Annotated in this window: 23 protein-coding genes; 9 read left to right on the top strand and 14 right to left on the bottom strand. The window is 64.7% G+C overall.

The features are described from left to right. Positions 1–4: 4 nt before the first annotated feature. On the top strand, positions 5–688 hold the full coding sequence (locus tag NANH_RS0123415; RefSeq protein WP_027264211.1) for a FadR/GntR family transcriptional regulator: 684 nt from the start codon (positions 5–7) through the stop codon (positions 686–688). A 189-nt stretch (positions 689–877) separates the two neighbouring features. Continuing rightward, positions 878–1951, top strand: a complete 1074-nt coding sequence (locus NANH_RS0123410; RefSeq protein ID WP_027264210.1) for an AI-2E family transporter — start codon at positions 878–880, stop codon at positions 1949–1951. 138 nt (positions 1952–2089) lie between these two features. Here the strand turns inward: NANH_RS0123410 and NANH_RS0123405 are convergent, their stop codons facing one another. Together NANH_RS0123405 and NANH_RS28215 are read right to left on the bottom strand one after the other, a co-directional pair. Next, complete coding sequence (locus NANH_RS0123405; RefSeq protein ID WP_027264209.1) at positions 2090–2587, bottom strand: Dps family protein; 498 nt, start codon at positions 2585–2587, stop codon at positions 2090–2092. Between the two features lie 54 nt (positions 2588–2641). Next, the gene (locus tag NANH_RS28215) at positions 2642–2803 is read right to left on the bottom strand and encodes a DUF1328 domain-containing protein (protein WP_027264208.1); all 162 of its coding nucleotides are present in this window, start codon (positions 2801–2803) and stop codon (positions 2642–2644) included. Between the two features lie 163 nt (positions 2804–2966). Here NANH_RS28215 and NANH_RS0123395 point away from each other — a divergent pair, with 163 nt between their 5' ends. Then, entirely contained in the window at positions 2967–3296 is a 330-nt protein-coding gene (locus tag NANH_RS0123395) for a DUF883 family protein (RefSeq protein ID WP_027264207.1), read from the top strand. A gap of 228 nt (positions 3297–3524) precedes the next feature. On the opposite strand, the gene NANH_RS0123390 is transcribed toward NANH_RS0123395, so the two are convergent. From NANH_RS0123390 to NANH_RS0123365, 6 genes are all read right to left on the bottom strand, one after another. After that, positions 3525–4637, bottom strand: coding sequence for a RuBisCO large subunit C-terminal-like domain-containing protein (locus tag NANH_RS0123390; RefSeq protein WP_027264206.1), 1113 nt, complete (start codon positions 4635–4637; stop codon positions 3525–3527). Beyond that, positions 4634–5641, bottom strand: a complete 1008-nt coding sequence (locus tag NANH_RS0123385) for a transketolase family protein (RefSeq protein ID WP_245601509.1) — start codon at positions 5639–5641, stop codon at positions 4634–4636. The genes NANH_RS0123390 and NANH_RS0123385 overlap by 4 nt, the downstream gene beginning before the upstream one ends. Beyond that, on the bottom strand, positions 5638–6591 hold the full coding sequence (locus NANH_RS0123380) for a transketolase (protein WP_027264204.1): 954 nt from the start codon (positions 6589–6591) through the stop codon (positions 5638–5640). Before NANH_RS0123380 ends, NANH_RS0123385 begins: the two co-directional genes overlap by 4 nt. A gap of 74 nt (positions 6592–6665) precedes the next feature. Next, positions 6666–7718: a substrate-binding domain-containing protein gene (locus NANH_RS0123375; RefSeq protein ID WP_027264203.1), complete on the bottom strand. Its 1053-nt coding sequence runs from the start codon at positions 7716–7718 to the stop codon at positions 6666–6668. Positions 7719–7755: 37 nt separating this feature from the next. Further along, the gene (locus NANH_RS0123370; RefSeq protein ID WP_027264202.1) at positions 7756–8769 is read right to left on the bottom strand and encodes an ABC transporter permease; all 1014 of its coding nucleotides are present in this window, start codon (positions 8767–8769) and stop codon (positions 7756–7758) included. 4 nt (positions 8770–8773) lie between these two features. Beyond that, complete coding sequence (locus NANH_RS0123365) at positions 8774–10285, bottom strand: sugar ABC transporter ATP-binding protein (protein ID WP_027264201.1); 1512 nt, start codon at positions 10283–10285, stop codon at positions 8774–8776. A gap of 114 nt (positions 10286–10399) precedes the next feature. Between NANH_RS0123365 and mtnK the strand changes: the two genes are divergently transcribed. Genes mtnK through NANH_RS27110 form a run of 4 tightly spaced genes read left to right on the top strand, consistent with a single transcriptional unit; the run spans position 10400 to position 15840 of the window. Further along, positions 10400–11665 (top strand): S-methyl-5-thioribose kinase, encoded by a 1266-nt coding sequence (gene mtnK, locus NANH_RS0123360; protein ID WP_027264200.1) that lies wholly within the window; start codon positions 10400–10402, stop codon positions 11663–11665. After that, entirely contained in the window at positions 11662–12765 is a 1104-nt protein-coding gene (gene mtnA, locus NANH_RS0123355; RefSeq protein ID WP_027264199.1) for an S-methyl-5-thioribose-1-phosphate isomerase, read from the top strand. The genes mtnK and mtnA overlap by 4 nt, the downstream gene beginning before the upstream one ends. Next, positions 12765–14804: a bifunctional aldolase/short-chain dehydrogenase gene (locus tag NANH_RS0123350; protein ID WP_245601508.1), complete on the top strand. Its 2040-nt coding sequence runs from the start codon at positions 12765–12767 to the stop codon at positions 14802–14804. The genes mtnA and NANH_RS0123350 overlap by 1 nt, the downstream gene beginning before the upstream one ends. Next, complete coding sequence (locus NANH_RS27110; protein WP_081710532.1) at positions 14773–15840, top strand: sugar-binding transcriptional regulator; 1068 nt, start codon at positions 14773–14775, stop codon at positions 15838–15840. The genes NANH_RS0123350 and NANH_RS27110 overlap by 32 nt, the downstream gene beginning before the upstream one ends. On the opposite strand, the gene NANH_RS0123340 is transcribed toward NANH_RS27110, so the two are convergent. The 5 genes from NANH_RS0123340 to NANH_RS0123320 are packed head-to-tail and all read right to left on the bottom strand — an operon-like array spanning position 15841 to position 20460. After that, positions 15841–16773, bottom strand: a complete 933-nt coding sequence (locus tag NANH_RS0123340; protein ID WP_027264197.1) for a fumarylacetoacetate hydrolase family protein — start codon at positions 16771–16773, stop codon at positions 15841–15843. 10 nt (positions 16774–16783) lie between these two features. Next, the gene (locus NANH_RS0123335; RefSeq protein ID WP_027264196.1) at positions 16784–17554 is read right to left on the bottom strand and encodes a cyclase family protein; all 771 of its coding nucleotides are present in this window, start codon (positions 17552–17554) and stop codon (positions 16784–16786) included. Positions 17555–17565: 11 nt separating this feature from the next. Then, positions 17566–18858 carry a TRAP transporter large permease gene (locus NANH_RS0123330; protein WP_245601507.1) on the bottom strand — a complete coding sequence of 431 codons (1293 nt, stop codon included), beginning with the start codon at positions 18856–18858 and terminating at the stop codon, positions 17566–17568. Further along, positions 18858–19394, bottom strand: coding sequence for a TRAP transporter small permease subunit (locus tag NANH_RS0123325; protein WP_027264194.1), 537 nt, complete (start codon positions 19392–19394; stop codon positions 18858–18860). Before NANH_RS0123325 ends, NANH_RS0123330 begins: the two co-directional genes overlap by 1 nt. A gap of 4 nt (positions 19395–19398) precedes the next feature. Beyond that, positions 19399–20460 (bottom strand): C4-dicarboxylate TRAP transporter substrate-binding protein, encoded by a 1062-nt coding sequence (locus NANH_RS0123320; protein ID WP_027264193.1) that lies wholly within the window; start codon positions 20458–20460, stop codon positions 19399–19401. A 128-nt stretch (positions 20461–20588) separates the two neighbouring features. Here NANH_RS0123320 and NANH_RS0123315 point away from each other — a divergent pair, with 128 nt between their 5' ends. Continuing rightward, positions 20589–21254 carry a TetR/AcrR family transcriptional regulator gene (locus NANH_RS0123315; RefSeq protein WP_027264192.1) on the top strand — a complete coding sequence of 222 codons (666 nt, stop codon included), beginning with the start codon at positions 20589–20591 and terminating at the stop codon, positions 21252–21254. A 6-nt stretch (positions 21255–21260) separates the two neighbouring features. Here NANH_RS0123315 and NANH_RS0123310 read toward each other — a convergent pair whose 3' ends face one another. Beyond that, positions 21261–22448 carry a replication initiation protein gene (locus tag NANH_RS0123310; RefSeq protein WP_051372584.1) on the bottom strand — a complete coding sequence of 396 codons (1188 nt, stop codon included), beginning with the start codon at positions 22446–22448 and terminating at the stop codon, positions 21261–21263. A gap of 522 nt (positions 22449–22970) precedes the next feature. Between NANH_RS0123310 and NANH_RS0123305 the strand changes: the two genes are divergently transcribed. Continuing rightward, entirely contained in the window at positions 22971–24365 is a 1395-nt protein-coding gene (locus NANH_RS0123305; protein ID WP_027264190.1) for an AAA family ATPase, read from the top strand. Positions 24366–24373: the final 8 nt, after the last annotated feature.

The following is a 24373-nucleotide window of genomic DNA, read 5'->3' as shown; positions in this document are numbered from 1 at the left end:
GCCCTTGAACTCTGACCCTGACTTTGAGGCCAAACAGAAAATCCTGTCCCTGCTGGACACCGGCGAACTGGGCGGCAGCGGGCGATTGCCCAGCGAACGCGCCCTGTCCGAACGGTTTTGCATCGGTCGACGACGCGTTCGCGACGCGCTGGCCCAGCTTGAAGCAGAAGGGCTGATCTGGCGCAAACAGGGGGCCGGCACCTTTGCCGGGCGCGCGGTCGATCCCACCGGCGCATTGGCGGCGCGGATTGCCGGGGAAACCAACGCCCTTCAGGTGATGGAGGCACGCCTGTGCGTAGAACCCGAGCTGGCCGCGCTTTGTGCAACGCGGATTCAACCCAATGCCGTGGCCCAGCTGCGCGCGCTGGCCGGGCGTATGGATCCTTGCCTGCCAAACCCCGAAAACGAACTCTGGGACAGTGCACTGCACCGGTTGATCGCGGAACAGGCGTGCAACAAACCGCTGTTGACCTGTTTTGCAATGCTCGACGAAATTCGCGCCAATGCAGATTGGGTGGCGTTTCGCGCCCGTGCCCGCGCGCCCGGATCATTCCAGCAGACCCTGCGCCAGCACGCCCGCATCATCGACGCGATTGCCGCAGGTAAAGCCGAGGCCGCGCGCGCCGCCATGCAGGCCCACCTGACCACCAGATTCATCGCTTTGCGCGACGAGGCGACCGAGCTCTGACGCCTGCGGATCAAGGTCGCGGACTGTACCCGGCCCGCACTGGCCGGTGGTAAATAATCTACCTGGTCGATGTCATGGACTAATGACAGCCGTCACCCTGTCTGGTGTAACATCGATCTGATATCATATTTGACATCGGGAACGAAACCGCAGTGCGGCGCGTTTTGACCGGTTGGCGAGGGAACAGGTTTGGATCATCTGAATAGACCGGCGCAATGGGCGATGATTGCCGTGGGCGTTATCGTCACCGTCGCTGCGATGGATGCGCTGGAAGCAATTGCAGCGCCTGTCGTATTGGCGCTGGTGACTGGCGTGGTGCTGTCGCCACTGTCCTATTTTTGGGAACGGCACGGTCTTCCCTCATCGATCGGCGCGCTGATCGGTCTGGTCGGCACGCTGGTGATAACAGCCGGTCTGGTGCTTATTTTTCAACCGGTTGTCAGCCAGTTGATCGATCAGGCACCAAAGGTCTGGGCCGACATGCAACAGGCGATCGACGTCGTGCAGGGACTTGTCCGGGGGATCGAAGAAGCGCGTGGCGAAGTTGAAAAAGCGGTCGCAGCCGAACCGAATGTCGCCAACCTGGTTGCCGCGCCCAAAGACGCCCCCAGCGACGACGGATTGCCTCTGCCCAGCGTGTCGGACGCGCTGTTGCTGGCGCCAGCGATCCTGTCGCGGATCGTGATTTTTGCGGGTGTCCTGTTTTTCTTTCTGCTGACCCGTCGGGATCTGTACGAATGGATGGCAAAAAACCTGCCGGGCGGCAACGCGGCGCGATCCGCTGAAACGCTGCGCGAAGCAGAACGTCTGGTTTCGCGCTATTTCCTGACCGTCACACTGATCAATGCCGGGCTTGGGTTTATCACCGCCGCGATGCTGCACCTGTATGGAATGCCCGGGGCTGTCAGCCTCGGCGTGGTGGCGTTCCTGCTGAACTTCATCCTCTACCTTGGGCCGGCAATCTTTTTCTGCGCACTGCTGTTCGCGGGGGTTGGCACCTTTGATGGCGTGATGGTCCTGTTGCCTGCCCTGACGTTTCTTGGCCTGAATGCGACCGAAGGGCAGATCGTTACGCCGACGTTGGTTGGACGTCACATGCAGTTGAACCCGTTGCTCGTGTTCCTCGCACTGGTCTTTGGCATCTGGCTGTGGGGTCCGCTGGGCGGGATCGTGGCGATTCCGCTTGCCCTGTGGCTGTTGGTGATTGGGGGTGTGTTGCCGCTCAGGGCAAAAACCGACCCCGAACCGCTCGGCGAAACATGACGGCGGGATCACGACAGGCCAGCGTGCCACCGCACCCGTGTTTACGCCGGGCAGGGTAATGCCGCATTTGCAGCACTCCCTCCGCTTACCCTGCCCGGCCTCCCCATAGGTGGACGCATCCGATTTGCGCGCGGCGCGTCAGTCCGCGACGATGGCCCGCAGCATCCAGGCGGCATGTTCGTGAAATGCGGCCCGGCTTGTGGCCAGATCGTCGGTCACCGCGTCCTTGTGCGCGCCCGCCAGATCGACCAGCTCGTGCATCCGGCTGGCCATCCGTTCGTGATCGCCGACCAAATCCTGAATCATCTCGCGTGTCGTCGGCATATCGCCCAGGTCTTCGATTTCAGAACTCTGGGTGATCACCGACAGTTGCATCGGCGCGAGCTGACCCAGTGCGCGAATGCGTTCAGCCAGCACATCGGCAGCGCCGAACATATCCTGGTATTGCTCTTCGGTCAGCTTGTGGATCGAATAGAAAAGCGGCCCGGTAACATTCCAATGATAGGCATGGGTCTTGAACACCAGACGATAGGTATCGGCCAACGCCTCGGTCAAACCTTTGGCCAGCGCCTCGGTGTCGCGCACGCCGGTCTGGACCTCGGTTGAACTCGGTTTAGTCTCCATAACGTCTTTCATGTCAGTCTCCTGTCGTAGGTCATTCAATTCAGGGGTGTTCAGGCACTGCGTCGATCAGCGCCGGGCCACCCGCGCGATCATCGCGATCACGAACAGGACCAGGAATACAAAGAACAGGATCTGCGCGATCCCGGCCGATGCCGAGGCGATCCCGCCAAACCCAAACACGCCGGCGACAATCGCGACGATCAGAAATATTAGTGCCCAATAGAGCATGACGCCCTCCTTTCCAGTGATGGTGCAATTGACAGTGAAACGCCGCCGCGATGCCCAAAGTTCCATTTCGCGCGCCAAAAAATTTTCTGCCGTTTCCGGCGTTGGCCGGGAACCATCCCATGTCACGGCGCGTTGGGGTCATGAAAAACCAAAGGAGAGTATCATGGCCCAGACGAAAACCGCCCTGAAACCGAGCGACGGTGAAACTGAAGACCTGGCGCAGCAGCTTGCCGACTTGCGGGCGGATCTGACCAAGATCACCAACACACTGGCCGAGATGGGCAGCAAACGCAGCGAAGCGGCGGTCGAAAGTCTGCGCGGCTCTGCCCAGGCCCTGCGCGATCAGGGCGAACAATCCCTGAAGGTGGCGCAGGCGCGCGCCCAGAATGTGACTCAGCAAGCCGAGAACGCTGTCCGCGATCAGCCCGCGATGGCAGTGGGGATCGCGGTTGGCCTGGGTTTTCTTCTCGGGGTCATCACCAGCCGGAAATGACCGGCTACGGCCCGCCAACAGAGTTCGCCCGTGACCGTCGGGCGGACCGCTCTGACACAGAGAGCTTCTGATCGGTCTGCGACCGCTTCCAGTCGCCGCTGGCGTCAATGCGCTCGGGCGATCCCAACCGCAAGGGTTCGAATGAGACCGATAGGATCGCGCTGATCGTCACAGGCCGGACAACGAGCCACCGTGATCGCGAATGTCAGGGTGCCGCTCGATCAGGGATCACCCGGCAAGGCCGTTGCGCAGATCGGCGATCGCCTCACCGATACGTGCCCCGTGGCGCAACAGGCTGCCGCCCAACAGGAACACCGCATCCTCACCGTACATCGCCAGCATCCCGGCCCCCCGCTCGGGACTCATGCCCCCGCCCGGGCTGGGCAGGATCGCCCGGCCGATGCCCGCCGGATCGCCGCAGGCGGCAGCAATCGCCGCGCAATCCTGCGCCGTGAATCCGAACCGCCCGCCAACGTTGGGAAACACCGAAATATCCGCCCCCGCCAGCCGCTGCAACGTGCCGAACATCATCGCGTGGCTGAACCCGGTATCGGACGACAGGACATAAGGCCCCAAAAAGCTGGGGTGGGTCATGATCGGCAGGTTGATCCGGTCATTGCGCGCCAGCCGATGCACCGTGTCAAAACCAAACAGCCCCGGCATCAGCAACAGGCCGTCCACCCCGGCCCGCACGGCAAACGCCGCCATGTCGTCCAGCTCCTCACTGTGCCCGGCCAGCCCGGCAAAATACAGACAGGGCCGCCCGGTCCGCGCGCGCGCGCGTGCCAGCGCTTCGGCGATGGCCTCGACCCGGTCACGAAACGGCGCACAGGGCTGGTTGGTCAACCCGTGATCTTCCTTGACGATATGGGCCCCCCCCATGGCACAGAGGTACGCGGTTTCCGCCAGCTGCGCCGCACTGGAGCCCTGCGGTTTCAGCACCGGCGCAATGAAAGGCCCCCGCTCCAGATCCGCCAGCCTGCGCAGCCCCCCGACCCCGAACCGCGCCCCCGGAAAGGCCTTGGTCAGCGGACCCAGATCCAGCCCGATCACCTTGATCCCCCGCTGGATGCTGGAATTGCCAAACACCACATTCAACAGTTGCGGCAACTCGGCGCCACAGCTTTGCGGGCTGTAGCTGACCGTGGCACGCCACTGTCCCTCGGCCTCGGTCCCGATCTCCTGGACCCGGCCCAGAATCTCATCCTCGATAAATCCCGGCGGCACCACGTCACGCGGAATTTCCACGGTCTGCTCCAGCGCGATACCCTCGGCGCGGGCCAGCGCCTCGGCCCGGTCGGCGGCAAAAAGACGATAGGTGACGGTAAACCGTGCGGTCATAGCCCCTCGGCCTTGACGGTGGAATGCACCGCCTCGATGCGCGCGGCGGCCAGATCGGCCTCGCCAATGTCAAGGGCAGCCCCCATCACCCGCTCGACCCCGGCCACCAGCGCGGTGGCATCCAGCCCGTAGTGTTTCATCAGATAGGGGCGCGAACCGCCATGGGCATAGGTGTCTTTCAGCCCCAGCCGCACCAGCCGCTTGCCGGTGCCGTTGTCGGCCATGATCTCGGCCAGCAACGATCCGATGCCGCCCTCGGTGACATGGTTTTCCAGCGTCACCACCCCGTGGCGTACCGATCCGATGTGATCCAGCATCGCGGCGGCATCGAATGGCTTGATCGTATTCAGATGCAGATGCCGCACCGACACGCCCGCCCCCTCCAGCGCCGCCCGCGCGCGCAGGGCTTCCTCGGTGGTGATGCCCGAGGTGACGATCAGAACGTCGTCGCCCAATGCCAGCTCGCGCATCCTGCCAACCTGTATCGGCGTGTCGAACAGACGCGGCACCGACCCGCGCAGCACCCGGCAATAAACCGGGCCATCGATGCTGTCGGCGGCTTCGCAGATGCTCTCGACCTCGGTGGCATCGCCGGTTTCGAGCACCGTCATATTGGGGATCGACCGCATCACGCTGATGTCCTCGATCGCCTGATGGGTCATGCCGCCCGGCGTGGTGATGCCCGGCAGGAACCCCATCAGCCGCACCTTGCGCCGGGGATATGCGACCGAGGCCATCAGCTGATCATAGGGCCGCCGATACAGGAACACGCCAAAGGTGTGGATGAACGGACGAAACCCCGCCAGCCCCAGCCCCCCGGCAAAGCTCATCATGTTCTGTTCCGCCATGCCCAGACTCAGAAACTGCTCGGGATGAGTGTCGCGAAACCTGTCGATCTCGCAGGAACTGGTCAGATCGGCGGACAGGCACAGCACATCCGGATTGGCCAGCGCATGTTTTTCAAACGCCCGCTCGTAAGGGCGCGACACCATCTCGACCATCATTTGCCCCCTGTCTGACCGTAATCGACGGGCGAAACACCCAGCGATCTGGCAATATCGCGGTTCATCCGCGCACGCTCGGCTTCGGATTTGAACCGCACGTAATGCAGCCGTGGAAACCGCAGCTGCAAGGTCGGCATGCCTCTAAACGGGCTTGAGTTTGCCAGTATGATCAACGGCTTGCCCCGGTGCGGCGTCTTTACCGCCGCGCGCATCTGGTCCAGATCGTGCCCATCCACCCAGACGGCCACCCCGCCGAAGGCTTCGATCTTGGCCCCGATGTCGCCCACGTCCATCACCGACCTCATCGCCCCGTCGCATTGCTGCCGGTTGACGTCCATGATCGCATACAGATTGTCGATCCGGTGATGGGCGGCGGCGGCAATCGCTTCCCAGGTCTGGCCCTCCTGCACCTCGCCGTCCGACATATAGACCCAGGTGCGGCCCGGTTCGCCCCGGCGCTTGCGGCCCCAGGCCAGCCCGGCGGCGGTGGAAAACCCGATGCCCAGCGTGCCATTATGCACCTCCATGCCGGGGCTGTGCTCGGCCCCGATCATCTCGACACTGGATCCGTCCCTGTTGAACATCTCCAGCCCCTCCGGTGCCATGCGGCCCACCTCGATCAGAGTGGCATAGGCCACCAGCGCGTAATGCGCCGGCGCAATGAACAGCCGGTCGAATTCCGGCGCGGCAGGGCCATTGTACCCGGCGCCGGTGTGATACTCGGGGTTGTCCGCCGACGGCACGCCGCCAAACGGTTTCGGGATCATCGGAAGGGTCGGCGCGCCCAGGGACAGTTCTTCGTTATACAGCCAGGCCAGCTGCTCGGCGGCGGAACAGGCCTGCGACAGGTAACCGCCATTGTTGCGCATGGCATGCTCAAACACCCGGCGGCGGATGCCCAAGGCCACCTCCTCGGTGGATTTGTCGTTGCGGCGCAGAGTGTCGAGCATGGCGGAACCTTCTTGGTATCGGTCGGCAAAGCGGGGGCAGAGGGCCGCGACAGCCCCCCGCCCGTTTGTGCGCGTCAGCGCGGCGGCAGCGGCATCCAGTCCGGCGTTGCCACATCGGCATGGGCAAACTGCGGCATCTGCGCCGACAGGGTTTCCATGTTGGTGATGTCCTTTTCGTTCAGGAAATCCTGGGTGATCAAAGTCGGCGGCACGATCACCGACGCGCCCGGATCTTCACCCGCCAGCATCATCGCCAATGCGCGCACGCTGACCTCGCCCACCACCGCCGGGTTGGTCGCCACGGTGGCGGCCCAGGCACTGTCCGGTTCGCGCATTGCCGAGATGTCCGCAGTGGACACATCGGCGGAATAGATCTTGATGTCAGACGACAGACCGGCCTCGTCCACGGCGATTTTTACCCCCTTGGCAAATTCGTCATAGGGCGCAAAGATCACGCTGATATCGGGGTTGGCCTGCAACACCGAGCGCGCCTGATTGGCGTTGGAATTGGCAATCGGATTGTCCAGCGTGCCGAATTGCGCGACCTCCTGGATACCGGAATATTCCGCCCGAATATCCTGCCACGCCTGATCGCGCCGATCCAGCGGCGCAATGCCCGGCACATAGACATAGGCGGCGTTCCAGCTGTCGCCATTGTCCTTGACGGCCTGTTCCAGCGCCAGTTTGCCCAGCAGGTAATCGGACTGCTCAATCTGCGGAATCGCCGGGTTTTCGACGTTCACGTCAAAGGCCACGACCTTGATCCCCGCATCCACCGCACGCTGCGCGGCCTCTTGCATCGACTCGGTCAGCCCGTGCTGAATGATGATGCCGTCGACCCCCAGGGCAATCGCCTGATCGACCATATCGGCCTGCAAGGCCGCATCCTGACGGCTGTCCAGCACCCGCAGATCGACACCGAGCGCCTTGGCCTGCGCCTCGACCCCGCCCAGATAGGCCTGAAAGAAATCGCCGGTGGACAAATAGCGCACCAGGGCGATCTGCACCTCGCCCGGATTGTCGAACGGGGCGGGCATGTCCGCCGCCTGCGCCGCCCCCCCCAGGGCCGTGGTGGCCAGCACTGCCGCACCGGTCAGCTTGAAAAATCCGCGTCTGAAAAGTTCCATTTTGTCCTCCCATGGACGATTATGCGGTTGCCCGCGATCAGTGCCCGCCGCCGCGCCGCTTTGACGACAGCGCAAAGGTGAACACAAGGGCAACGACCAGCACCGCCCCTTTGACAAAATCCTGCGTATAATAAGGTGCGTTCATCATCGTCAGCCCCTGCAGCAGGATGCCGACAAACAGCGCCCCGATGGCGGTGCCAAACGCATTCGGCTTGGCCGCACCCAGCACCGCAAACCCGATCAGCCCGGCAGCGACCGCATCCAGCAACAGGTTGTTGCCGCTGGCAATATCGCCCCGCCCCAGCCGCGCCGCCAGCAGAATACCCCCGACCGACGCCAGCACCCCCGAGATCATATAGGCAAGGATCTTGTAACGGTTGACGTTGGTGCCGGCCAAACCGGCGGCGCGCTCGTTAGAGCCGATGGCATACATCAGCCGCCCATGGCGGGTCAGTTCCAGAAACACCCAGACCAGCACCCCGACGATCAGAAACAGCACCACCGGCACCGGAATCAGATTCTCCAGCACCAGATCGAACCGATGCCGCCCCAGCCACAGGAAGGCGGGCGAAAACACCCCCTCGGCAGTGGACCCGTCCGGCAGGGTCATGCCGGTGGAAATCGACCGCCCCTCGGTCGGAATGCGCTGCAACCCGATCAGCAGGAACATCATTCCCAGCGTCGCCAGCAGATCGGGCACCTTCATACGCACGATCAACAGCCCGTTGATCAGCCCCACCAGCGCCCCCATCAGCAGACAGGCGCCCACCGCAACCAGCGCCGATTGCTCCAGCACCACCATCATATAGGCCGACAGCATTAGCGCCGAGGTCGCGACCGACCCGATCGACAGATCGAACCCGCCCACCACCAGCGTACAGGTCACCCCCAGCGCCAGAATTCCGGTGATCGCCACCGACTGAAAGATGAACACGGCCGAGCGCGGCCCGGCAAAGCCGCTGGCCGCCACGCTGAAATAGGTCACCAGACCCACAAGCAGGATCAGAAACCCATAGCGGATGGCGAAATTCAATAGCTTCTGGTTCTGCATGATTTCAGATCTGCCCCGTTGCGATTTCCTGACCGGAGACCTGCGCCAGCATCCGGTTGAGATCGACATTTTCATTTCGGTGTTCGCCCACCAGCGCCTCTTCGTTCAGCACCACGATGCGGTCGGCGATTTCCAGCGCCTCGTCCAGTTCGGCGGCAAAAACGATGGTGGCCCGCTCTGCCGCCCCCTCGCGGATACGGTTGCCGATGTCGCGCCGCGCCCGGATATCCACACCCTGAAACGGTTCGTCCAGCAACAGCACCTGGCTGGTCTGGGCCAGCCAGCGCCCCACCATCACCTTTTGCTGATTGCCCCCCGACAGGGTGTCGATGCCATCGCCCGGCCCCTGACAGATAATGCCCAGGTGCTCGATCATCGCCCGCGCGGCCGCCCGCTCGCTGGTGCCCGACAGAAACGACAGCCGCGCATGCCGCCGCGTGAACGGCAAGGTCAGGTTGCCGGTGATGTCGAAATCCGGAATCACCCCGTTGCTGGCGCGGTCCTTGGAACACAGGAACACACCGGCCCGGATCGCATCGCCCGGAGATTGCGGCGCAAACCGCGCCCCGTTCAACGTGACCGTACCCGCCGTCGCCTGCATCAGCCCGAACAGGATCGAGGCCAGCGCCGTCTTGCCGCTGCCCAGCAACCCGGTCACGGCCACCACCTCACCGCGCCGCAGGCTCAGATCGATCGGTTGCCCCCCCGATGACAGGCACAGCCCGTCCAGCCGCAACACCTCGGGACCGGGCACCGGAATGGTGATATCGACCTGGGTCAGCCCATGGCCCAGCATCGCCGTCACCGCGCCTTCGTAATCCAGCGGCGCGTCCTCGAAGGTGCCGGAAATCTGCCCGTCGCGCATCGAAATGATCCGGTCGGCAATCCGGCGGATATCGGACATGCGATGAGAAATATACAGGATCGCCACCCCCTGGTCGCGCAACCGGTCCAGCAGCGCAAACAACCGCTCGGCCTCGGTCGCCGACAGGGACGAGGTCGGCTCGTCCAGGATCAGCACTTTGGGATCGCGCGCCATCGCGCGGGCAATGGCGATCAACTGCCGCTCGGCCACACCCAGATCGCCCACCGTGGCGCGCACATCCAGATCCAGCCCCATCGCGCCGGCGATCCTGGCCGCCTCGGCCCGCAGGGCGCGACCGCGCACAAAGAACCCCGACCGCGCATCGGTCAACCGGTCCAGCATCAGATTGGACGCCACATCCAGATCGGGAATGACCCCGTCGTTGATCGACTGATGCACCGTCACCACGCCCGCGTTGATCGCCTCGGCCGGGGTGAGCGGCGCATAGGGCCGGCCGAACAGCTCGATCCGCCCGCCATCGGGCTGATGCACCCCGCACAACAGCTTGACCAGCGTCGATTTTCCCGCCCCGTTGGCCCCCATCAACACTGTCACCTGACCGGGCCACAGAACCATGTCGATGCCCCGCAGCACCCGGTTTGGCCCGAACGCCTTTTCGATTCCGACCATGGTGCAGGCTGCGCCGTTCATCTCATCCTCCCGCAGCGGATCGTTATGGCCAACGCGACAAATGTCAACACCCTTGACAAATGACAGCCACAAGTCAGAGTCGGTCCGCGACAGACGGAGGATGGAGGACCACCGATGAGCGATTTGCCCGCAGGCTATGACCCCCTGACCGTGGACACATTGGGCGCCCGGCTGGGCGGCCTGGCCGATGTCGCCACGCGCATCGGCGGCGACCCCGGTGCATGGGACGTGCGCGAAGTCGGCGACGGCAATCTGAACCTGGTGTTCATCGTCACCGGCCCGGCGGGCAGCGTGGTGGTCAAACAGGCGCTGCCATACGTTCGGCTGGTCGGCGACAGCTGGCCCCTGCCGCTGAAACGTGCGTTCTTTGAATATCACGCCCTGATCCGTCAGGCCGCCCGCGATCCGGGCCGGGTGCCGCAGGTGCATTATTTCGACGACTCCCAGGCGCTGATCGTGATGGAATTCCTGTCGCCCCATACCATCCTGCGCGGGCGGCTGATCGCCGGCCAGAAAACCGCCGGGCTGGCCGACACGCTGGGCCGGTTTGCCGCCCGCACCGCCTTTCGCGGCTCGGATCTGGCGATGCCGACCGCGCAACGCAAGGCCGACGCGGCGCTGTTTCTGGACAATGTGGCCCTCTGTGACATCACCGAAAGTCTGGTGTTCACCGACCCCTATTTCGATGCCCCGCGCAACCACCACACGCCGGAGCTGGGCCCGGTTGTCGCCACCCTGCGCGCCGACGTAGCGATGAAAACCCAGGTCCAGCACATGCTGACCCGGTTTGCCAGCCACGGCGAAACCATGCTGCACGGCGATCTGCACACAGGGTCGGTCATGTGTACCGATGACGACCTGCGGGTGATCGACCCCGAATTTGCCTGCTACGGGCCGATGGGGTTCGATCTGGGCATGATGCTGGCCAACTTCCTGATGGCCTATCTCAGCCAACCGGCCCACCGCAGCGCCAGCGACCTGCCCGCGTTCCAGACCTGGATCCTGTCGGTGATCCGCGACATCGCCGCCAGCTATGGCGACGAATTCGGCCACCTCTGGCACCATGAGCGCACCGGCATCCTGTACCCGCCCGCCCTGTTCGAAGATCAGGGCCACAGTTCCGGGCCGGCGCTGGCGGACCGGCTGGCGGCGATCTGGCAGGACGCCATGGGTTTCTGCGGTATCGAAATGCACCGCCGGGTGCTGTCGCTGGCCCATAACGCCGAGTTCGAAACCATCGCCGACACCGCCCTGCGCGCCCGGCTTGAGGCGCGCAATCTGATGATGGGGCGCGATCTGATCCTGAACCGGGCCGACATCGCCACACCCGGCGATCTGGTCGCCCTCGCCCAACGCTATAACGAAAGAGTTTTTCCATGAAGGTCAACGGCACCCCCTATCGCTCTATCTGGTACGATCACGACGCCGCCGAAGTGCGCATCATCGACCAGCGCTGGTTGCCCCATGATTTCCGCATCGCACCCCTGAAATCGCGCGCAGATTTCACCACCGCCATCTACGAGATGTGGGTGCGCGGCGCGCCGCTGATCGGGGTCACGGCAGCGTATGGCGTCGCCGGAGACATGGCCCGCGATCCGTCCGATGCCAATCTGGACGCCGCATGGGAGGCGCTGAACGCCACCCGCCCCACCGCCATCAACCTGCGGTGGGCGCTTGACCGCTGCCGCGCCCATCTGGCCCCGCTGGCGCCTGCCGACCGGGCCGCCGCCGCGATGCAGCTGGCCCATGACATGGCCGACGAGGACGTCGAGATCAACCGCCGCATCGGCCAGAACGGGCTGGCGATCATCCGCGACATCGCGGCGCGCAAACCGGCGGGCGAACCGGTGCGCCTGCTGACCCATTGCAACGCCGGATGGCTGGCCACCGTGGACTGGGGCACCGCCACCAGCCCGATGTTTCAGGCCGCCGAGGCCGGGATCGACATCCATGTCTGGGTCGACGAAACCCGACCCCGCAATCAGGGCGCGCTGACTGCGTGGGAACTGAACAGCCACGGCGTCAGCCATGCCTATGTCACCGACAACGCCGGTGGCCACCTGATGCAACACGGGCTGGTGGACATGGTCATCACCGGCACCGACCGCACCACCGCACAGGGCGACGTGTGCAACAAGATCGGCACCTATCTCAAGGCCCTGGCCGCACATGACAACAACGTGCCCTTTTATGTCGCGCTGCCGTCGCCCACCATCGACTGGACCCTGCGCGACGGCGTTGCCCAAATCCCGATCGAAGAACGCAACCCCCGCGAGGTCAGCCATGTGCAGGGCGTCGGCTCCGATGGCACGATCGCCGAGGTCCAGGTCACGCCGCAAGGTTCGGATGTGGGCAACCCGGCGTTTGACGTCACCCCCGCCCGGCTGGTCACCGGGCTGATCACCGAACGCGGTGTCAGCCCCGCCAGCGCCGACGGTCTGGCCGCAATGTTCCCCGAACACGCGTCCAGGGTGGCGTGATGGGCATGATCGCAAACCGCTGGTCCGACACCGAAGCCGAGGCCTATGCGGCCAGGGCCGGGGACGACCCCGCCGACCGCGACCTTGCCTTGCGGGTCTATACCAGCCGCCTCATCGGCCAGAACCCCGATCTGGTCATGCACGGCGGCGGCAACACCTCGGTCAAGGTGACGCGCCCCGACCTGTTCGGCACCCCGCAACAGGTGCTGCACGTCAAGGGATCGGGCTGGGATCTGGACACCATTCTCGCCCCCGGCCTGCCCGGCGTGCGCCTTGCCCCGCTGCACGACCTGCGCCAGCTCGATGCGCTGTCGGACGAACAGATGATCAATGTCCAGCGCCAGAATCTGCTGGACAGCAGCGCCCCGAACCCCTCGGTGGAAACGCTGCTGCATGCCTATCTGCCGCATAAATTCGTCGACCACACCCACGCCACAGCCTTTCTCGTGCTCGCCAACCTGCCCGATGCCGAAGCCGTCGCGCGGCAGATCTTTGGCAACCGGCTGGCCATCGTGCCCTATATCATGCCCGGCTTTCAGCTCTCCAAGGCCGCCGCCCAGGCGTTCGAGGCCAATCCCGATGTCGAAGGCCTGCTGCTGCTGAACCATGGCCATTTCGCCTTTGGCGACACCGCGCGCCAAAGCTATGAGCGTATCGTGTCGCATACCAACGAACTGGCCGCCCATCTGGGGATGGACCGCGAAACCCGCCTCGGGCAACGCGACCCGCTGGCGCACACCGACCCCCTGCCCCTGCTGCGCGGCATCCTGGCCGACCGCGCCGGGCCGGACGCGCCAATGCCGGTGCTGGACCTGCGCAACGGGCCTGCGGTGATGGAATTTCTCGACCGCCCCGATGTGGCCGACCTGTCCACCCGCGGCGTCGCCTCGCCCGATCATGTGATCCGCACCAAGGGCATTCCGGTGGTGATCACCGCCGATCATCTGGCCCTTGGCCACGACGGGATCGCCGCCGCCATCGACGATTTCACCACCCGCTATACCGCCTATTTCACCCGCCAGAACGCCCGTGTCGGCGGCACCAGGACCATGCTGCCGCCGCTGCCCAATCTGGCGTGGATTCACGGCATTGGCATCGTCGGCATCGGCCCCAACGCCAAATCCGCCGCCATCGCCGCCGATATCGGCGAACAGAACCTGCGCGTGCGCGCCGTGGCCGAGGACGCGGGCGGCTTTCGCCCCATCGCCGAGAACGACCTGTTCGACATGGAATACTGGTCGCTGGAACAGGCCAAACTGGGCAAGGGCACCCCGCCCGCGCTGACTTCGCGGGTGGTGATGATCACCGGCGGCGCCGGTGCCATCGGACTGGCCACGGCCCGCGCCTTTGCCGCGCGGGGGGCGCAGATCCTGCTGGTGGACCGCGACACGGCGGCCCTAGAAAGCGCACTGGAGACACTGGGCACCGGCCATCGCGCCATCGCGCTGGACGTGACCGAAACCGGATCCGCCAGGGCCGCCATGCAATGCGCCATTGAAACGTTCGGCGGGCTCGACATTCTGGTCTCAAACGCCGGGGCGGCCCTGACCGGTGCCCTGCTGGATCTGCCCGAAGCTGACCTGCGCGCCGCGTTCGAGCTGAATTTCTTTGCCCATCACCGCTTTGCAACCGCCGCCGCCGCGCTGTTGCGCACCCAGAACCGGGGCGGGCAGATCCTGTTCAACATCTCCAAACAGGCGGTCAATCCGGGGCGCAACTTTGGTGCCTATGGCCTGCCAAAGGCGACCACGATGTTTCTGATGCGCCAATTGGCGCTGGAACTGGGCGAATTCGGTATCCGGGTCAACGGCGTCAACGCCGACCGGATCCGCAGCGGCCTGCTGACCGACGATTTCATCGACCGGCGGGCCACCGCACGCGGCACCGACGCCGCTGGCTACATGGCCGGAAACCTGCTGCGCCGCGAGGTCCAGGCCGATCATGTCGCACATGCCTTTGTCGCACTGGCCCTGGCCGAGCGCACCACGGCGCATGTGATGACCGTCGATGGCGGCAATATCGAAGCCGCCCTGCGATAGGAGAGCCGCCATTCCTGATCCCCGGCCCGCCCCCCGATCCGATCCCCGCCCCGATCCCCGGCCGCGCCACGACGCCCAGACCCCGGCGTCGACGCTGGCCCATGCGGCGATGCTGTACTACCGCGAAGGGCTGACCCAGGGGGAAATCGCGCGCCGCATGGGGGTGTCGCGGGCGACCATCGTCAACTACCTGCGCCAGGCCCGCGATCTGGGCGTTGTCGAGATCCGCATTCGCGGTGAAAGTTTTGCCGCCTCGTCCCTGGCCCGGCGTCTGGCGCAGCGCTACGGGCTGACCGACGCCTATGTCGCCCATGACGACACAACCCCGCTCAGCCCCGACACCATGCAGCTGCGGGTCGCCGGACTGGCGGCCTCGGCGCTGTGCGACATTCTGCAACCGGGCGATCGGCTGGGCGTGGCCTGGGGCCATACGGTGCAACATCTGGCCACCGCCTTTCCCATCAGCGCCGTGCCCGGCCTGACCGTCTATCAGATGCTGGGTTCGATGTATTCGCAACATCATTTCGCCGCCGAAACCTGCTCGATCGAGATCGCCCGCAAAACATCGGCCGAATGCCGCACCCTGCACGCCCCGGCGGTGGTCTCGACCCCCGAGCTGGCCGACCAGCTGCGCCGCGAACCGATCATCGCCCGCCAGATCGCCGAGTTCGCGCAGCTGACCAAGGCGGTGTTCGCGGTCGGCGACGTCAGCCCGGACACCACGCTGGTGGCGGCGGGGGTCTGCACCCTGGCCGAACTGGACGACGCCCGCGGCCGGGGCGCGGTGGGGGTGCTGTGCGGCCATTTCATCGACCGTGACGGCAACGGGCTGGACGGCCCATTGCGCGACCGCATGTTGGGCATCTCGCCGGAAACCCTTCAGGCGGTGCCGGTGCGCATGCTGGTGTCGTCGGGCCGCGCCAAACACGACGCCACCCGCGCCCTTCTGATGGGCGGGCACGCCAGCCATCTGGTCACCGACGAGGCCAGCGCCCAGGTGCTGTTGTCCGACTGGAGCGACGTGAACACCGCCTGATCACGCCTGCCGGCGCACCCGGTTGCGCAGCACCCCGATCCCGTCCACCTCCAGTTCGACCACATCGCCGTCGCTCAGAAACCGCGAATGCTCCAGCCCGCAGCCGTCGTTGACCGTGCCCGCTCCGATCACCTCGCCCGGATGCAGGGTTTCGTCGCGGCTGATAAAGGCAATCATGTCGTCAAACCCGTGGATCATCGCCGACATGTCGGTATCCACATAGGTCTCGCCATTGATCCGCGCCCGCGTTTTCAGGGCACGCGGATCGGGGATCTCGTCGGCGGTGACAATCACCGGCCCCAGCACATTGCCGCCGTCAAAGCTTTTGCCCTTGGCCGGTCCCAACATCCCCTGCATCTCGATCAACTGGGTGTCGCGGGCCGAGAAATCGTTAAAGATGGTGTACCCGAACACATGTGACAGCGCGTCCGCCCTGACGATATCGCGCCCGCCGCGCCCGATCACACAGGCGACTTCCAGTTCGAAATCCATCGCCTGCGAATAGCGCGGCCAATTCACATCCGCATCGTGCCCCTGCACGCTGAACCGGTTGGTGATATAAAAGATCGGCTGCTGGCGATACACCTCGGGCACCTCGCCCGGCGTGATATCGGGCACAGGCTGCCCTTTCATCCGGGCCGCCAGCCTGTGCATCCCCACCGGCGCCTGCACGATATGGCGCGCAAAGCTCGACGCATCGCGAAACTGTGGCGGCACCGGGATCGGCGACAGCAGCCGCAGACCCTCGATCCCTTGCGCCGCGCCCTTCGCCGCCGCCGCGCGCGCCAGCGCCAGCCCGGCCTCGCCCGCCTCGATCAGCGCCAGCATGCTGGCCAGCTCAGCCCGCCCGGTCGCACTCAGATCGACCATCCCGCGATCCGTCACCGCCCCCAGCCGAGCCCCCTGCCCCGCATCGAATGTCGCCAGTTTCATGCCCTGCTCCTCAGTCTCTGACAATGGCGACGGGGCGGCACCAGCCCGCGCTCGCCGCCTTGATTTTCACCGGAAAGCACTGCACCTCGAACCCGGTCGCGGGCAGCGCCTCCAGATTGGCCAGCTTTTCCATGTGACAATAGCCGCGCACCATGCCGGCGCGATGCCCTTCCCAGATCAGCCCGGCATCGCCGGTTTGGGCCACCCGTTTCGCCGTGTGGATGAACGGCGCGTCCCAGCTCCAGGCGTCGGTGCCGCAGACCCGCATGCCGCGCTCGGTCATCCAGCAGGTTGCCGCATGCCCGATGCCACAGCCGGTGGCGACATACTGCGGCTGACCATAGGCCGCACCGGCCGCCGTGTTCACCAACACGATATCGCCCGGTTGCAGCTCATGGCCGATCCGGTCGAACTCGGCCGCAACCTCGTCGGCCGTCACCACATGCCCGTCCGGCAGGTGGCGAAAGTCCAGCTTGACGCCGCGCCCGATGCACCACTCCAGCGGCACCTCGTCGATGGTGATCGCCCGCTGCCCGCCATCCATGGTGGAATGGTAATGATAGGGCGCGTCCAGATGGGTGCCGTTATGGGTCGACAGGGTGACCTTTTCCACCGCCCAGCCTTCGCCGCCCGGCAGATCGCCGCGCGCCACGCCGGGAAAGAACCCCAGGATCTGCGGCGCGGTGTCATCATGGGCAAAATACTCGATCTGCGGGTGCAAACCCGGCGGATCGGCATAGGTCGTATTCTCCAGCGGGCGCGCCAGATCAATCAGTTTCATGTCATTCTCCTTCAACGGCCCACCAGGCCGGTTGCAATTTCAGGAACCAGAATCACGGCGCATAACACCACCGCCATGATCGTGGCAAACGGCGCGGCACCGCGAAACACTTCGCCCAGCGTCACGCCCTCCTCGCGCAGCGTCGCCTGCACCACAAACACCGACAGGCCCAGGGGTGGCGTCAACAGCCCGATTTCCACAGCCAGCACCGTCACCAGCCCAAAATGCACCACGTCGATCCCCAGTTCCTGGGTGATCGGAAACGCCAGCGGCACGGTGACCAGCATGATCGACGAACTGTCCAGAATCGTGCCCATCGCCGCCACGATCAGCGCAAACAGGAACAGAAACCCCAGCGGCCCGATGCCGCTGGCCACCGCCCATTGCGTGACCGAGGCGGGAACCCCGGAAAACGCCAGCATGCGGCTGTAGATCGACGCGCCCACGATCAGAAAACACACGGCAGCGGTGATATGGCCGGTCTGCACCGCCATGCGCCAGGCCCCGGCCCCGCCGATGCGGCGCATGGCAAAGGCCAGCCCCAGCGCCGCCGCCGCCCCCACGGCCCCGGCCTCGGTCGGGGTGAACACCCCGCCATAGATACCCCCCAGAACCAGTGCCGCCAGGCCCAGCACCGGCACGATCAACACCGTCGGCGTGGTCTCCTCGGCCCCGCCCATGGTCCGCGGACCGTCAAACAGCGCCGGGCGCACCCACCCCAGCAGCGTCAGATACACCCCAAAGGCCAGCGCCAGCACCAGACCCGGCCCCACACCGCCCAGAAACAGATCGCCCACCGAACTGTCGGTCAGGATCGCAAACAGGATCAACAACAGCGACGGCGGGATCAGCATGCCCAGCACGCTGGACCCGGCAACCGTGCCCACGGCCACAGTCCGGCTGGTCCCGGCGGCGACCATCTGCGGCACCGCCACCCTGGAAAACACCGCCGCCGAGGCGATGGAAATCCCGGTGATGGCGGCAAACACCGCATTGCTCAGCACCGTCGCCACGCCCAGCCCCCCGCGCCAGCCCCGCATCGACCGCGCAATGATGGCAAAAGTGTCCCGCCCCAGCCCGGATTCACTGACCGCCAGCCCCATCAGCACAAACAGCGGCACCACCCCAAAACTGTATTCCGCAATCGAATCCGTGCCCGCCAGCGCCACAAAGTTCAGCGCCAAGGCCGTCTTGCCGGTGATCGCCCACATGCCCAGGAACGAAATTCCCGCCAGCGCGACCGCCACATGCATCCCGGCATAGATCGCCACCCCGATCGCCGCCAGCGACAGATACCCGATCATCAGGTTCTCCATCGGCCGGCCACCTTTCGCGCCGCCTGCACGGCGGTAATCAGGAACGACAGCGCCAGCAACGCCGCCCCACCCGCGACAATGGCCAGAAAAGGCCAGACCGGCATCTGGAAATGCCCCGCAATCCCCTCCATCTCGCCGCGCTCAAAGGCACGCACGGCCTTGGGCCAGACCGCCCGCGCCAGCATCAGCGCCACCGCGACCCCGGCCAGCTGCGTCACCAGATCCAGCAGCGCCCCGATCCGCGGCCGCCGCTGCATCAACAGCCCCAGCACCGCATCCGAGCGGACCATCTGCCCGTGCCGGTGCGTATGGGCGATCTGCAGGAACACGATGCCGACGATCGAGTATTTGACCATCTCCGGCACCCCGGCAATGGGGGCCAGAAACACGTTGCGCCCGATCACATCCGCCAGGATCAGCCCCATCAACAGCAGGATCCAGATCGTCGCGGTCACATTGGCGGCGGACATGATGCCACCGGCAACACGCGCGGCCAGCCCACCTGCGCCCGGTCCGCGCGCCATTGACTTACTCCACCGTCCAGTCGCGCGGCAGCACCACACCGGCATCTTTCAGCTTTTGCATATAGGTGTTGACCACCTCGGTTCCGGCCAGGCCCTGCTCATCCTGCGCCCGCGCCCAGTCTCCGGCAATATCCGGCAGCGCCTGCGCCCATTGCGCGCGTGCCTCCGGCGACAGCGTGCCGATCTTTGCATCGCCTGCCTCCATCGCCGCAAACGCGCCCACAACGCGCTGTTCCAACCCGGCCCGGTAGGCCAGCGCAAAATCCTCGACCCCGGCGCGGATCGCCTGCCGCACCTCGGCGGGCAACGCGTCGAACCAGCTTTTCTTGGCGACGATGGCCCCGGCATATTGCGCGCCAAAGCCGGTGCGGGTGACATAGGGCGCGACCTCAAACAGCTTGGCCGCGGCGGCGGCGGTGGGAAACACGATCACGCCCTCGGCGACACCGGTCTGTATGTCGTTGTAATAGGTGGTCAGGTTGCCCGAAACACCAACCGCCCCGGTGCCTTTCAGCCAGTTCACCGCCGGACCCGGCGCATTGATCTTGCGCCCCTGCAGATCCGCGATGCTGTCGACCGGAAAATCCGTCATCAACAGGTAATCTTCCAACCCGAACCCGCCGCCCAGGTATTCCATGCCATGGCTTTCCCACAGCCCACGCATGTCCGCGATCTCGTTGTGCATGCCGTCCACCGTGCCGAACACGATGTCCACATCGGGCGATCCGAACGGCGTGGCATAGGTGACATTCTGCAGGCTCAGCAGCGATGGCTCAAACAGCGAACTGACAATGCCGATCTGCGCCAGCCCGTCCTCGATCGCCTCAAGCTCGCCGCCGACCTTGGCCAGGGTGCCGCCATAGGCCTCCATCCATTCGATCGAATGGCCCGACCCGTCAAGCGCCGCGTTCACCGCCGGGATAAAGGTCTCGGACAGGGTTTTCACCCACAGAAACACCGGCGGGTGCCCGGCCACAACCGTGGCATCGAAACTGTCGGCCCGCGCCGCCGGGGCCAGCGCAACGGCAACCGCACTGGCGGCCACGCCGCGACGAAGCAGTGTCAAGAATTCCATCCTGTTCCTCCCTTGGGGGCCGGTCCTCCCCGGCCTTGGCAAACTATCTGAACAGTCGTATAAATTGTCAAGACCCCGTGCAGGACCCGTATGCCCGGCTCCGCAACCGAAAGCCCGCCATGACCGACAAGGCCGCATCGACACAGACCGACGGGCGCATCCTGCGCGGCGAAGCCACCCGCGAACGGGTGCTGGACGCGGCCGAGCGGCTGTTTGCCGCCCAGGGGTTCGACGCCACCTCGATCCGCCGCATCGCCGCAGAGGCGGGCGTCACCCTGGGCGTGGTCGGGTTTCACGGCGGCGCAAAACAGGATCTGATCCGCACCGTTCTGGAACGCCGGGTCGAGGCGCTGAATTCCAAACGCCGCGCCCGTCTGGCCGAACTGCGCGCGGCCGGCTCCCCCCCTGCCCTGCGCGATCTGGTGGATGCCTACCTGACACCCTATCTGGAATATGCCTCGCAGGGCGACCCGCAATGGCGCGCCTATGCCCGCCTGATCGCGCGCATCGTCAGCGATGACCGCTGGTATCCGGCGGTCGGCGGCCTGTACGATCCGGTTGCGCGCGAATACCTGCACGCCATGCAACAGGCCCGCCCCGATGCCGCACAGCAGGAACTGGCCACCGCCCTCACCCTGACCGTGGCCTCGATGCTGTCGCTGGTCGCCAGCCGCGCCCGCATTGCCGGGCTGTCGGGGCGCGACGCAGGCAGCCCGATGGACTATCGCGACACGCTGATCACCTTTTGTCTGGGCGGAATCGACGCCGTTTCACGGGCCCCATGACAGCCCTCAGTCACCGTCGATCCCGTCGAATATTCCAGGGCTGAACTCGTCCCAGAACGCCAGGATCGCCGCCTTGTTCAGCGGCGACATCCAGCCGAACCGCTCGAAATCCGCCCGCCGCCCGGCTTCGGTAATCTGGTTCAGAAACAACCGCTTGTCGGCGTCACGCTGCGTCGGGGTACGCGCCTGCACCGCCGCCTGCACCCGACCCAGACGCCGGGCCTGCGCGCTGTTGGCCGCCACCGGTGCGTCCGCTTGCGCCTCGATGCCGAAATCGCCATCCAGCGCCGCGCTCAGATAGCCGACCATGCTTTTGACGTTCTTGCGCGTGCCGACATACTCCAGCTTGGCCGCCACCTGCTCCTCGCCATGCGAGGTCAGCCATTGCCGCGCCAGCCGGTCGCTGACCCCCAGCTCACGCAGCCGCGCATAGACCGCGCCATGGCGCACCCCTGCCCCGTCATCCAGATCCAGAATCGCCAGCTGCGGGTTCTCCTTGATCAGAAACCGGATATCCGTCACCGCCCGCCCCCGTTTGCGGGTTTCGGGGCGAATGACGATATTGCTGGTCTTGTTGACCTCAGCCACCGCCGGCTTGATCACCTTGGCGTTCAGATGTTTGAAGCTCTCGTAATACTGTGACCCGTCCACCCCCATCAGGCGGCGAAACAGATCCAGCGACCACCATCCGGTGCTGCCGGTGCGCACAAAGCGAAAACAGTTCTCATACAGCGCCAGCGCATGGCCGCTGGTGAACCGGCGCTGGATGTTCAGGTTGATCAGCGCGAACACCTTGGGGTCGTGCATCTTGTCCGCCAGCGCCGGAGAATAGGCGTATTCGCACACCCCGCCCTTCAGCGTCGCATAGCTCAGCAGGCTCGATACCCCCCATTCCTGCCGCCCCTCGCTGTCCAGCATGTCCCATTCCGCCACCGTCTCGGCCAGCCCCTTCAGCGACGCCTTGAGCGTCACCAGATCGTTGGAATTGTACCCGATCATCAGACACAGGGTGCGCGCATCGATCTGATGGCGCGGCTGACTGGTCAGCGTGTCATAGGCATTGAGCAACAGCACATTGGAAAGTTTGCGTTGCAACAGCGTCAGCTTGCCCGAAACATGGATCGCTGCCACGTGTTTCTTCACCGCCACACGGCGCAGCGAACCGGTCAACCGGTCGCGGGGAATCTCATCCATGTTTACTGCCCTTTTTGGCACAGTATGCCCGCTCAGGCACCCGCGATCAATCCACCCACAGGTTCTTTTCGCCCCGATCCGGCCATCCCGTAAACGGGAACCTTAATGGGTTTTCCCCCTCCCGTATGGTGCGTAAGGAACCTGTTTACGGGATCGACTCTGTGGATAACTCGGGCTCGGGCGCGGCTGAAACGCCAATTTGGCCCTAAACCGGACTCAGGCCCCCCTAATCCCGCGAATCGGCCCCCCTGCCCCCGTATCCGGGTGCCCTCGATCCTGTAGCCGGGTGCCTCTGGTCCTGTATTCGGGGACCCAAAGTAATTTAATATATTGTTTTATAATGATTTTTCTTTTCCAAAGACTCTAAATTCACTAAAGACTCTACAACTTATGTGCCGCTGTTTTCCTTTGATTTTTACTGGGTTCGCGGCGAAACCCAGCAAAACGATTCACATCCGCATTCTCATGTGCGATAGTTTTCTCAAAAACATCAATAATGCAGAACATCACCGAGGAACCCGGATGAGCACAGGCAAAGACCCCCTGCCCCCCTATTTCAACATCGACCCCGCAGCTGCGGCGGCGAAGTTGTCCCACCCTATCGACACTGCCCGATTCGCAAAAGCTGCCGCGTTTGCCGCCAAGGGCCGACAGGATCTGGCCAAGCGCGGATATGCCCCGGACGGGCAGAAACGATTGCGGCGATTTTCAACCTGGGAGATCTGCAAATACCTGATCCCGGTCGCCCCGGCTCATTTCCGTCGGGTGCTCAAGAAATACCCGGACCTGCCCCAGGGCACCGGCGAAGGGAACTCAAAATGGTTCACCCTCGACGAGGTGCTGCAACTGCGGCATCACTTCGCCGCTGGCGGGGCCGCGGACAAGGAATACCTGCCCTGGCGCCCCAAGGGGCTGCCCGCCAAGATCGTCGCGGTCTCCAACTTCAAGGGCGGCACCAGCAAGACCACCACCACCGCCCATCTGGCGATGTCCGCCGCGCTCGATGGCTACCGGGTGCTGGTGATCGATCTCGACAGCCAGGGATCGCTGACGTCGATCATGGGCGGCGAGGTGGCGGATGAATGGTCCACCGCCTTCCCGCTGCTGGCCAAGGATTACGCCAACGCGGTGCAGGTTGAAAACAGCGTCCGCGAGGCTGCCGGGACCCCTCCCCTGGCGCTGGACGAAACCCTGACCGAGGCGCTCAAGGTTTCGCCGCGAAACCTGATCCAGTCGACCCATTGGCCCAACATCGACCTGCTTGGCGCGCAGCTGAACCTGTATTGGGCCGAATTCCAGATCCCGGTCTGGCGCATGGGGCTGCGCAGCTGGTCGCTGTGGGACGCACTGTCCAACGCGCTGATCAACGAACGCATCGTTGACGACTACGATATCATCTTTCTCGATACTCCGCCCGCACTGGGCTATCTCACCATCAACGCATTGGCCGCGGCCGATATTCTGTTGGTGCCACTGGGGGCGTCCTTTCTGGAATTTGACAGCACCGGGCGGTTCTTTGACATGCTTTATTCGACCTTTGCCAGCATCGAAGAAGGCGAAAACGCCGTGCGCCGCCGCGATGGCCAGCCCGAGGTGCGCTTCGAATGGGATGCGGTGCGTGCCCTGATCACCCGGTTCGACGCCGGGCAGCAGACCGATCTGGCCAACGTGATTCAGGCCTATTTCGGCGACTTCATGACCACGTACCGCCAGGAGATGACCGCCATGGTCGGACAGGCCGGCGAACAGGTCAACGGCATCTACGAGGCCGATTACCGCGAATTCAACCGCGACACCTATGTGCGCGGCCGCGAGACCTTTGATCGGACCTGGGCCGAGGTCAAGGAATTGATCCTCGGTACCTGGTGGCGCGACCTGCAAGAGGCAAACCAGACCGCAAAAGCGGCAGGCGAATAGGAGCAGAT

This window comes from Sedimentitalea nanhaiensis DSM 24252 (assembly GCF_000473225.1).
Classification (GTDB): Bacteria; Pseudomonadota; Alphaproteobacteria; order Rhodobacterales; family Rhodobacteraceae; genus Sedimentitalea; species Sedimentitalea nanhaiensis.
Note: the sequence above shows the minus strand (reverse complement) of the source record. Positions and strands in the feature narration are given on the sequence as shown.